Below are 15,019 nucleotides of genomic sequence, written 5' to 3'. Positions count from 1 at the left end.
GAGTGCTCACCTTGTGTTGGTGGCACGTCATGCGCCGTATTGATTTGTTGCGATTATAGGCCCGTAGTTTTCATTTTAACAACGCGCAGCCAAAGAAAAGCCCCGCCGAAGCAGGGCTTTATCTCAGGGTTCGGGCTTACTCCTCCTCGTCCTCGTTCTCGCTGCCGTAAATCGACGGCGCTTGCTCCTCCAACAGGCGATCCCGGAGCTTGCTGTTGTAGCGCATCCCACCGGTGGCCTGATCCGCGTTCTTGCCACGGACCTTAGCGGAGTTGGTGAGGCTGCGGCCGTTGATGACCTGTTCCGGGTACTTGTCGTTGAAGGCGTCGATTTCATCCAGCAAGGTGTCCTGCGCCGCGTCGTCGCCCTTCTCGCCAGCCTTCCAGTAGCGGTCGATGAGCTTTTTGCGCTCGCCGGTGATGTGCTGCTGTTTGTTGTAGTTGGCGTTGTTGATGGCGTACTGCTCGGCCAGCCGCGCCGGGGTGAAGCCCAGCGCCTGCTTGGTGATGTCCTTCCAATCCACGTCGGCCACCTTGTCGCCGCGCAGGTTGGTCGCGCCTTCGTTGTTGAAGCGAATCGCACGCATCGGGTCTTTGATCATCTTCGGCATCATCGTCTCGATGCCGCGATAGGTCTGGCCCTCTTTCACCAAGCCATAGCCGCGCACTACCGTTTCCAGCATCGACGGGGCAGCGCCCAGCGTCTGCATGAGCCAGTATTGGTACTCGTCCTTGCCTTCCAGCTCGCGGCCGGAAGAGCGCCACCACAGATCCGGCATACCTACCGAACCAGACAGGCTGGTGCCGGTCGCGTAGCCCGGAACGCCGTCGAGGATGATACCGCCCATCATTGGCCCCAGCGCGCCCACCATGGCCTTCTTCAGCTCCACTTCCGGATCGTCGCCGTCGTCGGTGAATAGCCCGGCCATCATGATCGCCAGCCCGAACAGCCAAGTGCCGGTCACGCCAGCATTCAGCATCATCATGCCGGTGACGCCAGCCAGCTGCGTCAGCGCCTCACGCTTGGCCTGCGGCCCGTCAGCATGGATAGCCTGATGGGTGTCGCGGAACAGGCGATAGAGCATGTTCACTTGGAAGTTACGGAACACCAGCACCGCCTTGGCGACGTCGCCGTGCATCCAGCGCGGGCGCGAGGTGTTCTGATAGTCGAAGTGCGTCTTCCACGTCAGATCGCCAGCGGTGTTGATTGCCTGCTGGTGGCCCTCCCCCTTCTTGCGGGCCATGCGGTAGGCCGCCAGATAGGTCACTTCGCGGTTGAGGCGTTCGGAGTGATGGAAGCCCCAGCCAAGGACGTTCATCACCTTGGTGCGGAACGGCTTGTACTCAACGCCGGTTTCACCGATGCCCGCCAGATCGTGTGACTGGGTACGGTCGATAATCCCGATGTTGTAGCCCTGCTTCATGGCCGCCTGCTCGTCCGGGGTCAGCCCCTTGGAGCGCTCCGCGAAGCCACCGCCGCGCGTGAAGTCCAGCAGCGCCTTGTTCAGCTCCGTAGCGGCGCGGGCGAAGCTGTTCAGGCGCGCACCGTCGTAGGCCGCCAGCATCGGCACGCCCATGATCGCGGTTTGGAACAGGTTCATGACAGCCGCCTTAGGTGAACCGGCCAGCGCGTAGACGAAGGCCGCCTGCGTGACGGTCTGCGAGATCGGGCCGCCGGTCGGGTTCATTACGAACTCGTGGCGCTTCGCCATTTCGTTCACCACCAGCGCGTCACGGGTCGGATCGCCTGCATAGCGGGCTTCCTCGCGGGCCTGCTCGATAGCCTCCTGCATATCGAAGGAGTGAGCCAGACGGGCCAGCTGGTGCGAGCCGTGGAACATGCCGGAGCCGAACGCGCGCAGGGCGTCAGCGTCGAAGCCGTCACGGCCCAGACGGTGAATGCGGTTTTTACGCACGGACATATCCGGCAGGCTCTCAAGGTAGCGCTGCCACACCTCATCCTTGGCCTTCTCGGCGCCCGGGAGGTCTTGAAGGATGTCTTCAACGTCGGCCACAAAGTTCGGATCGATAGCTTTGCGGACGGCTGCGGTGTCGTCCAGCGCGCCGATCTCCACGTCGTACTCCGGCTTGGCCTGCATCAGCTTGGTGAAGCGGCGCTGGTCGCGGGCGTGCTCGAAGCGGGAGAACGACACAACATGGCCGGTTTCCTTCTCGCGCACGGTCACGAACAGATTGCCGAAGCGAGCCAGCGGGAAATACGGCCCGGCAAGGCGTTCCGTCTCGAACTGCTGGCGCAGCTGCGTGATGCGGGCTTTGCGGTTCCAAGCAATCTTGGTCTTGGCAGCGCGCAGCGCGCGGTTGGCCTCCTTCACGGCCTGTTCCAGCTCTTCGCCTTCCAGCGCTTCGTCTCGGATCCGCTCCATCTCGTGCTTGTGGTCGCGTTCGGCCTTCGTGATGCGCACGTTGATGGCCTTTTCCATGTTCTGCATGAGAACGGCCTCGTAGGCGTCGGCCATGGAGGTGTAGCTGTCTCGAACCTGCGTGAAGATTTCCTGCGCCTGCGGAGAGAGCTTTTTGAAGCGTGCCTCCAGCGAACGGTAGGCCTCGCGGCGCTTCTTATCGCTGGCCGCTTTCTTCAGCAGCTGGTTTTCCTTGTCGCTGCCGGACGCGGCCACGCGCAGGGCGTCGCGGTCGCGGTCGGACATCAGCGGGGCGAAGCGCTCGGACGGATCAACCTGCGCGCGGGTAGATTCGTGCATGAGGTCCATCAGCTCGCTGTTCTCGATCGGATGGCGCACGCGGTACTTCAGCCAGCTCTGCGCGACCTTATCGGTCTTGGCGTGCCAGTCTGAACGCATGGCATCCATGCTCTGCTTCAGGCGCATGTAATCCAGCGCGGCTGGCATGTTCTTGCCCAGCTCGGTGATGAGCGGCCGCATAGGCAAGGCACCCAAGCCCTTCTGCATCGCCTGCGTGGTGAGGTCGCTCGGGGCGTTCTTCACTGCATCCTTGAAGCCATCCCACCAGCTGCGGATCTTCTCGCGGTCCATTTTTGGCGTTGGAATGTTAGGACGAGGCGGCATTCCGCTGTCGTGTTTCGGCATGTCGGCATAGTCGTTCAAATCGGCCGGCCGATCGGCGGTCGGGTGAATGCCCAGCATGTCACGGCTCTGGAACGTGCCGTCGCCGTTGGTCACAGCCTGCAATCCGCGAATCACAGCAGCGTTGGAAGACAGGCCGAACCAGCCGCGCGCCTTCTGGGCGAACTCACGCAACCACTGGCGAGCGCGGGCGATCCAGCCGCCTTGGCTTGCCACGAAACGCGAGGCCATGATTTCGGCGGCGTTCACTGCCCAGTATTCCGATGCGTTGGTCAGCTGATAGTGCTGGTGGTAATCCAGCGTGCCGTTGGCGAAGTTCTTCATGGTCGCTTCGCGGGCCGCACGATCGCCAAACGCGGCAAGGCGCATAGCATCGAGGGCGGCGCGCAGCTCCGGAGAAGCCTTGTCATAGGCGCGCTTCCAAGCCTTGTTGTACTCGGCCGCGATCCCCTCCTGCACTTCCGGCGGCATCATGCGTTCGGTGTGGTGAAGGATTTCATGGATAGGCGTGGTGTCGCGCATGTTGCCCGACATCAGGTGAGCGATACGCTCGGCGCGGTCGTAGCGGCTTCCGCCCTTCTCGCGGATCGAGATACCCAGCTCGTCGGCCAGCTGCGGGTTCTGGTTCAGCGCCCAGATCGCGATGTCGGCGGCGTGCTCAGAAAGCTCGCCACGACGGCGGGCACGGTGCAGGCGTTCCAGTACAAGGTCGGTGCCGCGCTGGCGCTCCGCGAAGGCACGCTTTGCAGCGTTCTCCATGGTGCGGCCTTCCAGCCAGTCGGCAATGTCACCGACGCGCTGGCTGTACTCTTCTGGGGTGATCTGCCCAAGGGCGTGCATTTGCTCCAGCTTGCGCAGACGCGCGGCCAGCTGGATGCGGTTGCCTTGTGGGAGGCGTTGGTAAGGTTGGTCGTTCGTCCAGTCGTAGAACGTGTCTACGAGAGAGGCGTTTAGAGGTTGACGCCACTCGTGAAGAACTTGTGCCAATAATCCGGGTCGCGCTCCGCTTTCCGTGCGTAAAAGGGTATTGAGCAATACCGCTCTTTTAAGCGTTGTGCTCCCAGCACGCGCCGCTCTAGCTCTTGGATGGGAAGCCCAGCTTGCAAACATTGCATCAGAAATGGGCTGGCCTTCACCGTTTCGGAAGGTTCTTGTTCTGAAATCGTAGCGAGCACGTTCAATCCTCGGCGTCTGGCTAATGATATTGGCGATTGAGGTTTCAATCAGGCTCACGATGTTACCCAAGTCGTTGCCCTCGATCCACTTCAAAGGTGGGATGCCTTCGGCTGGAACGCCCTTCAGCTGCTTTTCATGAGGCGCAAGGTGGCGGGTCGTGCCGTGCTTCAGTGCAGACGAAAGCATAGCCTCGGTACGGCGGCGAGCTGCCACGTCGGTCAGGCCTTCCGGGTCGCCAATGAAGGTCAGGTGGTGGTTATAAGCGTAGTCCGCCACGGCCTGATAGATCGCTGCGCCGCGTTGCCCTTCCTTCAAGTCGGAAACATCAAGCCAGATTTGCTTTTCCTCGCGGAAAATCTTGGCGCGCGCTCCACCCTCTACGTTGACATAGGCCATGCTCTGTCCGGTCGGCTCTGCCGTGTCATCGTTCAGGATCTCCATGAACGGACCGGCTTTCGCGCCCGGGGCGATTTCATCCAGCACGCCTTGCAGGGTATATGCCGTAGAGCGCGGGTACTGGAACAGATCGTCATGAGCGGCCAGCTCGTTGAGGAACGCGGCCGCGAACTCGCCGCCGGTTTCCTCGGTCAGATCGTTGTATTGCTGTTCTGGCTTGCCTGATGCGTTTTCAGCAACACTCTGGTCAGCCGTTTGCTTCTTCGGCTTCAGCTGCTCGATCACCTCGCCGTGGCGGCGTGCGGTGTCCTCCAGCTGCTCGACCTTCGACCATGCCTTCACCTGCTCTTTCAGGGCCGGGATAGCCTTCTGGGCGGTCGCCTTGGCCGTCTCCATCTTCTCGATCGCGGCGTCGAGGTCGCGAACCGAATTTGCCAGACGGGTGGCGAGGCCTTGGGCGTCGTTGCCCAGCTCCAGCTTCGTCTCATAGCTGCCAGCGCCGTTCGCGGACAGAATGAAGCGCTCGGCCGATACGCGGTCAAGGTGCAGGCTGAAGCCGCCATAGTTGCCGATCGGCTGGTCGTTGATGCCTTCGCGTTCCATGTTCGCGGCAACGGCCAGAATGGCCTCACCGGCATCAGCGCGTTTGTCGAAGGTCTGGCCGCCAATCTCTACGGCGAATTTGGCAGGCAGCTCGCGCGCGGCGTCCTCGCGCAGCTCGCGCAAGTGGCGCTCGATGGTGCGCACGTTGCCCTCTTCCATGCCGATGCGGTCGCGGATCCGGAACTGGTCGCGGTCGTGTGCGACTCGCTCGTTTTCCAGCGTTCTCACCTTCTGGCGCAGGGTCATTTCTTCCAGAATGAGCGGGTTGCCGGAGCTGGCCGCCTTCATTTCTGCCGCGTTGGCCGCTTCGCCGCCGATGTCCTCGATCTCGCGGGTGCCGGTGTTGCCCTTGCGCACCTGCTCGATGAAGTTCGCCTTGCTCTCGATGGTCTGCCACATGCGGCTATCGAGAGTCTGCTTCGTGGCGTAGCGGTTCACGCGCACCTCGAAGTTGTCCGGGTCGCGGTCGTACAGCTCGTTGCCCTGTCGAATGATACGGCCCTCGCGCTGTTCGAGGTCGGACGGACGCCACGGCGCGTCGAGGTGGTGGAGAGCCACCAGCCTGTTCTGCACGTTCATGCCTGCGCCCATCTTCGCGGTGGAGCCGAACAGGACGCGGGTGCGGCCGGTGCGGACCTTGCCGAACAGCTCTTCTTTCTGAAGCTCGGTGTTGGCGTCGTGGATGAAGGCAATCTCGGCCTCCGGAATGCCACGGTCGATCAGCTTCTGCTTCAGGTCATCGTAAACCGAGAAATCGCCATCGAGCGCCAGCAGCTCATCCGGAGACAGCTTATCCAGCTCGCTCTGCGCGGCTTCGGCCACCGCAACGTCGTCGCTCTCGGAACGGGCGATGATGTCACGAATACGGGCGCTCTCGGCCGCCTTCGCGCCCTTAGGCGTGGAGAGGTCGATAAACACCAGCTGCGTGCCGCGATCGGCGTGCCACTCGTCATAGATAGCCTTGATGCGGCCAGCCGCGTGGTTGACCTTGCTATCCGGGTTGTCCGGGTAGCTCGGGTCGATGAGACGCATATCCAGCGCTGCCTTACGGGCGTCCGACATGATTTTGAGCATGTTGTCCGCGCCCTTCTCGGGCTTCTTCGGCAGGTTCTCGGCGCGCCACACGAGCGAGCCTTCCGGGTAAACCTCCATGCCGTTCGCGTCGGTGGTCGGCTCCCCGATGTACTCGGCCTGTTCGTTCGAGCGCGGCACCACGACGTTCTGCGGCTTGCCACCGGCCAGTTTCGGCACCGGCAGGCGTTTGCCCTGCGCGGCCAACATACGGTTGATGTCGTCGCGGTTCACGACGTCCGCAAACGAGGTGTAGCGCTGCATCAGCTCCGGCATGTTGACGAACTTCGCGAAGCGGCTGTTCATCTTGTACTGGCCGGACGGGGACAGCTCCCAATCGGTCACTACCTCCCCGAACATGCGCGCCCACGCATCGAAGTGCGACAAGCCCTGATCCTTGAGGGTGTCGTAATCCATGTAGCGCTGCATGGTGTACATCTCAGCCATGGTGTTGCTGATTGGCGTACCGGTGGCCGTGATGACGTTGCGCCCGCCGGTCACGCTCAGGACGTGGCGGATCTTCATGTACATATCCATGGCCTTCTGGCTCCCAGTCGGGTTGCCAAGGCCAGCGACGTTCCTCATGCCGGTGGTGAATGCGAGGTTCTTGAACTCGTGGAACTCGTCCACGGCCAGCGCATCAATGCCCAGCTCGGACCAATAGAGGCTGTTGTCCTTGCGCTCCGCGTCGATGAGCTTTTTCAGCTTCTCTTCGAGACGGGTTTTGCGGTCCTGCGCCTGCTTCACGTTGCGGGTGCGCTTGCCCTCGGCCTGCTCAATCTGCTGGATCGAGTCGGTCAGGTCGCGAATTTCCTCCTTGATGAAGTCGGCTTCCAGATGCGGGTCCATCTGGACCTTGCCGAACGATGAGTGCGCGACGATCACCACGTCCCAATCGCCGGTGGCGATGCGGGCAAACAGGCGCTGGCGCTTGCCCTTCTCGAAGTCAGCCTTGGAGGCGGCCAGCACGTTGGCGCCCGGGTAGAGCTTCAGGAAGTCGGCGGCCCACTGGCCGACAAGGTGGTTCGGCACGGTCAGCACCGGCTTGCGGGCGAGGCCCAGACGGCGCAGCTCCATGATGGAGGCCACCAGCGAGAAGGTCTTACCGGCACCAACAACGTGGTCGGCCAGCGAGGTACCGCCCTGCACTACGCGCCAGACGAAATTGCTCTGGTGCGGGCGCAGACGCACGATGTCGTCGCTCACCTTGCCCGGGAAGGTCAGGTGTGCGCCGTCGAACTCGCGCGGCACGTCGGTGTTGAACTGGTCGTTGTAGAGGCGGGACAGGCTCTGGCGGCGCGCGTCGTCGCCCCAGATCCAGCGGTCCCACTCCTGCTTAACCAGATTGGCCTTGTCGTTGGCGAGCTGGGTTTCCGTCTCGTTCAGCGTGCGAGAGCCGTCCTGATGCTGGTCGTAAACCTGCACGGCCTTCTGTGCGGCAGCGGCTTCGAGGATCGCACCAACGCCCATGCGGCCGGTGCCGTAACGGGCGGTCGCGGAGCTGCTGGCGGTCAGGCCCGGGAAGGACCAACGCGCGGTGAGCTTGTTGAAGAACGCCTTCGCGCCGGTGCCTTCGGTGATGTGGTTGGCGAACGCCTGCATGGTGTCGGCCGGTACCCACGCGGAGCCGGGCTTCACGTTGATGTCCACCGCCTCGATGTCCTTCGGCTGCACAGCCTCCAGCGCTTCGACGTTGCGGGCAAACGCGGGATCGGTCTGGGCGGCCGCGCGGGCCTGCGCCAGTTTCTTCTTCACGTTGCCGGACAGGTACTCTTCGCGGGTCTGCCAGCCGCTGCCCGGGGCGTTGAATAGCAGATCGCCCAGCTCGCCGGTGATGGCCTGTTCGGTCTTGCCGTACAGGTCGCGCATGAGGTCCATATCCACGCGGCCGCGCTCGGCCAGCGATGCTACCAGCGCGTCTTTCGCGGTGCTGGCAGACGTCACCGGCGCGTAAGGCTGCTGGGTGCGCTTGGAGAAGATGGCCGCCTTCTTGGCCGATGGCTTGCGGGCCTCTTCGCCGGTTTTCTTGGCGACGGCCGGGGAAATGCCACGGTCGAAACCGTCTTCAAGCGCGGAAATCTGCGGCCACGTCGGATCGTCGCGGAACAGGCGCTTGTTGACGTCGAGGTTAAGCGGGCCATGGGCGGCAGTGAACTTGTCATAGACCTTGTTCAGGGCGCTGCGGGCCTGCTCGATCGCGGCATCGGTGGCGGTGTTGGAGAGCTGCGACTGGCGCAGACGTGACAGGGCATCACGCACGCGGATCATGCCGGTGACGCGCTCCTGTGCTTTCACGCTCGGGAAGTTCACAGCCTCGCCGGTGCGCTCGCCCATGACGTCCTCACCGCGCAGCATTACGCGGCCCTCGGCGTCGATGAACATGGAGCCTACGCGGGCGTGCTCTGCCTTCACCGTCTCCCGGGTTTCCGGCTTCAGCTCGACGGCCGGTGACATGATGTTCTCCGGCAGGCGGGCGATTGCTGCATCAAGCAGCTGCTGGGTGTTCTGGCCGTCGCGGGCCACCAGCGCCGTATCTCCCTTGCGGTACATGGTGCCGAACGCGCCGAACTCGCCCAGCATATTGTCCGGGTTGCCGTGGAAATACTCGTTCAGCGGCACGGTGTTGCCCTGCGCGTCCTTGAAATCGCTGGTTTCGAGCCATTTCACGCCGTTGGAGGCTTCGCCCGGCGCGCGCTTGCGCAGGATAATGATGTCCGTCGTTACCTCGGTACCGGCGTTGGCCGCGAAGGCGTCATTAGGCAGGCGGATAGCTCCCACCAGATCGGCGCGGTCTGCGATGTACTGGCGGGCTTTGTCGTTGGCCCCATCGAGGAAGCGGTTCGTGACAACCATCGGCATGATGCCGCCCGGGCGCAGCGCGTCCACGGTACGGGCAAAGAAGTAGTTGTGAATGGAGAAGCCGGACAGGTCTTTGCGCTTGCCGTCATAGAGCTTTTCGGAGCCGAACGGCGGGTTGCCGATCGCCGCGTCAAAGTAGCCATCTGGAATGGTGTATTCCTGATAGCCCATGCGGGCGATCTTCGCCTCCGGGTAGAGCTGGGCAGCAATGCCGGACGTGATGTGGTCCAGCTCGACGCCATGCAGCTGGGACGCGCTGCGCACGCCCTGCGGCATCAGGCCGAAGAAGTTGCCCACGCCCACGGATGGCTCCAGCAGGCGGCCGCCCTTGAAGCCCAGACGCTCCATAGCCTTCCACATGCCCGCGACGATCTGCGGGCTGGTGTAATGGGCGTTACGGGTGGAGGCGCTGGCCGCGTCGTACTCGGCATCGGTCAGAAGCTCGCGCAGCTCGGCGGCTTCCTTCTCCCAGCCCTTCGAGCTGGTCTTGTCGTCGCGCATGAAGGCCTGCGGAATGCCGCCCCAGCCGACGTACTGCGAAAGGGTTTGCTGCTCTGCGGCGGTCGCCTGTCGTCCGGAGGTTTCCAGATCCTTCAGGAGGCGGATCGCCGCGACGTTGTTGCGGTACTTGGTCTTAGCGCCGCCCTTGCCGATGCTCTCCGGGTCGATCGTGAAGAGCGCAGCGGCGCGTTCCTGTGCCGGGGTACCGGCGGCAGGCTTCAGGCGGTCAGCTCGTCCTCGTCCTGCTGGTTGAGGATCTGCATCGTTTCCTGCATCGCGCGCCCGCTCTCCATCGGCTCGCTGTCCGGCAGTCCGGCTTCCTCCGGCGGAAACAGGTACCTCTCGCGCACCATTTCCCACGCTTCCTGATTGCTCAGGCCCGCTTCTTCCAGCTGCGTCATTTCCTCGTGCGTCGTTTCCGCCGCGTCCCTCAGTGCCTTGTTCAGCTGCCCGCTGGCCTGAAGCTGGCTGTACGCTGTCGGCTGGTGCTCCTTCCAGTGCGCCTTGGCTTGGCTCACCCAGTTGTCGAGATTCATTCGGTGTTACCTCACTGTCGAATTGCGAAACCATATCATCGAGGCCGCCGGTATTGCGAGCCTGATCCGCCATGCGGCGGCGTTCTTCGTTGCGGGCAGTCTGCTCGGCATAAGCGGTATCGCGCTCGGCAACCTGCTCGACGTGCTCGCGCACCATGTTGGCAAGGTCGGTTGCCGACATGTGGACCGGTGCCCACTGGTTCGTGTTGCGCGCGCCGGTGCGATCCTGCGCGGTGGTCGCACGGTACATGATGCCCACGCCGCTGATGGTGGTCGGCACCGCGCCGCGCAGCGAGCTACCGCCGATCGTGACGTAAACGCCGTGGCCGTTCGGGCCATCCATCGCCAGCGAGACGTCACCGGAGACAGCATCGCCGCCCGCGTTCACGTTCACCGCGCCCACGAACTTGCCCTTGGCGTTCTTGGTCGGGGTAAAGCCGGTGTTCTCCAGCGCGTCCGCTACCGCATTCAGGTACTGGCGGGTTTCCTTCAGGAAGGCGTCTTTCAGATCGCTGCCGGTTTCGCGGCCGCTGGTGGATTCGCCGTAGCCGTCGATGTGATCGACGCCCCAATCATCGGTCAGCGCCATGTCGGCCGCTTTGCCGGTCTTGCGGGTGCGCTTGGCTGGAGCCTTCGCCACTTCGCCAACTTCCGGGGTCTGGGTGTCTGCCGGTGCCAGCAGGGCTTTGTGCTCGGCCGCGCTGTCGGCAACGCTGGTCATGCCCTCGGTTTCGAGGCCCGGGTAGTTACGCGCACCTTCCCAGAAGGAGAGGAGGTAAGGCTTCACGCCGCCGCCGAAGTCCTCGACCATGGCTTTCGCGTAGTCGGAGAACTTGCGCATACCGCTCTCGATGTACGCGCCTGCGATGGTCATGCCGTCGATCAGCATTTCCGGGTCCATGCCGCTGTTGAGCTGGCCGAACTTCTTCTTCATGCGGGCACGCGCTGCCGCCACGCGATCGGTGGTGAACAGCTTGTTCTCGGCAAAGCGCTCGGAATCCTTCGCCTGCACGGCTTCGTCGCGCTGTGGTTCGGTTTTCGCGGCTTCCGGTGCAGTTTCTTGCGCTTTTGGTGCAACTTTTGGCGCTTCTATCTCGGTTTTGGCCGGTTCTGTCGCGCTGGTGGTATCGACCGTGGAGCTTGGGAAGTCGTGCGCCGCCTGAAGCACATCGAGCACCGGCGCTTTCAGGTGGATGACGCGGATCGGCTCGCCCAGCTCCTTCTTCGCCAGCCACTGATGATGGCCGTCAATAATCTGGCCGTCGTCGGCCACGAGGATCGCGCGGTCGCTGTTGCGCTCGACGGCTGCGGCTACCTTGGCCTGTGAGTAGTCGGCCTGCGTCGGCTTGAGGGTGTCCGGGTTGACGGTCATTTCCTCGTGCTCGATGCCGCGCGCGTTCAGGAAGTTGACCATCGCGCCACGGTGCTCGCCCTTAATCTGCGGCATCTGCTCGCGCGGAACCAACAGCGTGCCGCTCTCATCGTCGAAGCGCTGCCAATCACGGCCAGACTGTTGCGCTGGCGCCGCTGGCGTTGTTGTTTCAGCAACACTCGGGGCAACAGAAGACGGCGCGGCCTCCGGAGTGTTCCAGCTCAGGTTACGGCTGCGGCCGCTTTCCATTTCGGCGCGGGTGATCGAGGTACCGCCGCCGGTGGCGACGTTCTCAAGATGAACGGTGCCGTTCTTCTCGATCTGGGTGATGCGGTACTGCTCGCCGCCCTTGGCATAGCCCACGTCACCGGATGGCGACACGGTAGAGCCTTCAGCGCCCACCAGCTTGCGCGAGCGGTTCGCGAATGGCGTGGTAGATTTTTTCGCTGCTTTTGGTGCTTGGCCAACGTCACCGGCCGGAGTTTCCTGCTGCTCGGCCTGGCGCTGCACAGGGGTTTGCTCTGCGGCGGCTTCGCGGTGGATCTCGAAGCGCTGCGGGCCAACCTGCTGGACGCGGTATCCGGTCAGTTTCTTCTTGGCGATATGGCCTTCGGCCTTCTCGGCCGTGGTGAACCACTTGGGCTTGTTGTCCGCGCCGGTCAGTGCAGCATCGTTGACAGGACCGGCCTGCGTAGCAGGTGCATCTTCTCCCACACGTCCGTCAGTTCGTCCGGCAGCTGCGTCTGCGGGTTCCGCTTCAGCGCGTTCAGTGCCTTCCACGCTGCTATGTACTGGTCGTTGCTGATCAGCTTCGCCCGTAACAGGAACTTCAGAAGCTGGCTGTTCGAGGCCTGCGCCGGTGGCATTTTCACGTTCGTTGACCTTGGCATTGATTGCCGCCTCCACGCGGCGACGTTCTTGGGTGAGACGCTTATCCCAGCCGCTATTTTTAGCCTGCTGGGCCAGATACTTCATGCGGCCGCGCAGCTCTTCCTCGCTCAGGTCGGCAAGGGTCCGCTCCTGCGGGCGCTCTTCCTGCACAACAGGTGCGCGCGCCGGTGCCGGGGTTTCCTTCTTGGCGGCTGGCATCTGGTCGATGGCGTCCTGCACCTGCGCAAGTTGGTCATCCTGCGGGGCTACTTCCTGTTTTGCTCCCTCATTTGAGGCCTGATCCGGCTTCTGGATTGAGTGCGGCACAACCTCGTCGCGGCCCAGCTGCATCAGCGAGCCGTCTTCACCACGCGCCATGACGTCACCGCCCTGATAGCGTTCGATCGTCACGGTGTAGTGGCTTTCCGGATCCTCGGCCGGGCTGAAGGTGGCGATGTCGCCCGGCGCGCCCAGCCACTGCTGCGCGGCTGCGTCGGCCACGTCGGCCGGATGAGCGGTATCAACAGCCGTTTCCGGCGCTGCGCTCTGCATTGCGCGGCCCATAGGACCGGAGGGGGCTGGCGCGTCCGGGGTCCGTTCGCCGGTCTGGGCGGGACGGTCTGAACCGCTTTTGATCTCGATGATGGGGCTACCGTTCTCCCACTCGCCCTCGTAACCCGGAGGCGGGCCGTCATCACCAAAATTGACAGTCGGAATGTCTGGACCGCTTGAAGGCGGCGCTTCGTCAGTCGGGGCACCTTCCCCCGCTTCGTCACTGTTGCGGACATGCGGGGCAGCTGCGCCCATGCCTGCACCCATGAGGCCGCCCACGGCCAAACCACCAGCCGCTTGGTTGGCAACGCCCTGCATCAGGCGGCGGCTCGGGTCCGCGTCCTGCATGGCGTAGTTCTCGCCCATCTGCTGAAGGGCAGACTGCGGAACTTCCTCGAACAGGCCTTCGCCGATCGCGCCGGTAAGGGCTGATTTCAGACGGCCGCCAGCGCCGTTGGTGATGATTTTCGCGAGGGCACGGTCGCCCATACCACCGAACATGCCGGTACCCACGCCCGCCAGCACGAAGGCCTTGGATGCGGAGCTTTCGGCCAGCTCGGAACGGGCCTGCTCGAACGTCTTGGACGGGTCAGCGTGCATGATGTCCTGAAGGGCTTGGCTGTCCTTCAGCTGCTCCTTGGTCATGCCGTTGATTTCTTCGCGGATCTGGCGAGCCGATGCCGCGCCGCCCAAACCACCCTCCAGCACGCCACCGGCAACGGTAGCGGTGCGGGCTGCAACGCGGGCAGCTGCTTCGCGGGTCGCGCCACGGCGCAGTGCGCCCTTGTAGGCAGCTGTCGCCAGACGGCCGGAACCGCCCATGGTGATCGCCATTTCCGGCAGGCTTTCGAGGATGCCGGACATGTACGCGCGCGGGTCGGACCATGCCGGGCCAAAGCTGTAGCCGGTGGCTTTGGTGCCGTCGCCCAGATCGTCGCCCGGCTCAACCACCCACGACTTCTTGCGCGCGGCGACCATGGACGGGGTGAAGCGCTTCTCGTCGGCGTGCTCCCAGTCCTTGAACAGCTGGTCGCTGCTCTTGCCGGTGTTCCAGCGGTCGAAGCGGTCGGCCGCGTTCACGATCGGCTTGCCCACTACAGGGATGCGGCTCACCAGCTCTTTGGCGTCCATCGCGGCAGTGTTCAAACCAGCCGAAAGCGCGGTACCGGCGTCCGTTGCGACGTTGACGCCCCAATCCCACCAGCTTTCGCTCTTCTTCTCCGGCTGCTTGGCCTGCGGCTGCGCACCTGCCAGCCCTTCCACGCCCGGGATGCGGATCGCGGTCGGGTTGCCGTTGAATTTCACCTCTGACTTACCGGCGGCCTGTGCCTGCTGGATCTGCTGGATTTCTTCAGCGGAAAGCGGGCGGTAGCGGTCCTTCTCGTCGGCGTTCAGCTCGCTCAGGACGTGCTGGCGGCGAATGGCGTTAGAACGCAGCTCCGACTGCCCCATGTTCTCCATGGCGCTCTGGGCTGGTGGATAGTCACCGCCCGGCAGCGGCTGCTGCTGGCCGGTTGGGGCCGCATTCACCTTGATACCGCCGAAGCGATCGGCGCGGGCCAGCACTTCACGGCCATAGGCTAGGGTCTTTGGTCCCCACTTGCGGCGATCGTCGCCGCCGAAGTGTGCCTGAACGGCTTCCTGCATGGAGTAGCCCTTGCTCAGGCGGTCGCGCAGCTGGCGGGCAGCGGCGTCGATCGACTGGGCCGGGTCATAGGGGTTGATGCCCATGGCTGACGCGGTGCTGTCGAGGTACTGCATCAGGCCTTTCGCGCGGCCCCACTCGGTAGGCGAGCCAAGCGCGGTGGGGTTGAAGCTCGATTCCTGCTCGGCAAAGCCCATCAACACATTGACGGGCACGCCATAGCGGCGCGAGGCTGCTTCAAATTCCGACTGGAAGGGCACGCCCTTGGAATAATCCGCGGTGCCGCGACGGCCGCCACCGGCACCGGCAGAAGCTGCCGGGCTGGTGAAGGCTGACTGTTCGGCTTTTCGAGTGGCTTCCTCGAAACCGGCAGGCAA

Annotated in this window: 1 protein-coding gene; it reads right to left on the bottom strand. The window is 63.5% G+C overall.

The window, feature by feature from the left end; translation table 11 throughout:
• Window positions 1-136: 136 nt before the first annotated feature.
• Window positions 137-15,019 carry a PLxRFG domain-containing protein gene (locus tag AC4D6D_RS06095; protein WP_491326915.1) on the bottom strand — a complete coding sequence of 4,961 codons (14,883 nt, stop codon included), beginning with the start codon at window positions 15,017-15,019 and terminating at the stop codon, window positions 137-139.

It is taken from the genome of Novosphingobium sp. BF6, assembly GCF_058273105.1.
The sequence above is the reverse complement of the archived record's forward strand: the minus strand, read 5'-3'. Positions and strand labels throughout refer to the sequence as shown.